The sequence below is a fragment of the Microbacterium sp. zg.Y909 genome, from assembly GCF_024626565.1.
The window spans coordinates 1-640 of record NZ_JANJFJ010000730.1 but is presented as its reverse complement, the minus strand read 5'-3'; the positions used below and the strand labels follow the sequence as shown (position 1 = coordinate 640).

1 protein-coding gene is annotated in these 640 nt (G+C 69.2%); it reads right to left on the bottom strand.

Translation table 11 applies throughout. The features are described from left to right. Positions 1-442, bottom strand: a 442-nt coding sequence (locus tag NQ160_RS24430) for a substrate-binding domain-containing protein (RefSeq protein ID WP_257517542.1), incomplete at its 3' end; no start/stop codon positions are given. Between the last annotated feature and the right edge of the window lie 198 nt (positions 443-640).

Here is a 640-nt window from a genome sequence, read left to right as displayed (position 1 = left end):
GGCCCGCGAGGGTGGTGGCATCCAGGTCGAGGGAGTCGACGCCGGCGACGTTGAAAACGACCGCGATGGGGGAGATGTAGGTCGGCAGCTGCAGGATGTCGGAACCCTCGGTGCAGCCGGCGAAGGTGCCTTTGAGCTCCTCGGTCGTGAAGGGGCGGTCTGAGCCGGCGAACGCGACGGCGCCGGCCTGGAACGACTCGCGGCCGGCGCCCGAGCCGGCGGAGTCGTAGGTGACCTCGACGCCGGGGTTGGCGGTCTGGAAGCCCGCAGTCCACGCCTGCACGGCGACCTCCTGCGACGATGCGCCGGCGCCCGCGATGTCGCCGGACAGATCGCTGTCGCTGACGGCTCCGAGGTTGCGTTCGTTGACCGCGCAGCCGGTGAGGGTCAGGGCGGCCACGGCGGTCAGCGCGCCGATCTGGGCGAAACGGGGGAGCTTCACTGTGATCCTTCGGTGTCGGGCCGGCCCGCGTGCGGGAACCGCCGCGACGGTAGAGAGCGACTGTTACGAGAGTGCGCTTTCCAAGTGAACGAAAGGTGAACAGCCCCCGCGCTCGCGAGTGAGTATTCAACGCGTCGAGTGAGTATTCAAGGCGTCGGGTGAGTACTCGCCGCGAATACTCGCTCGGCGGCGGCGGCC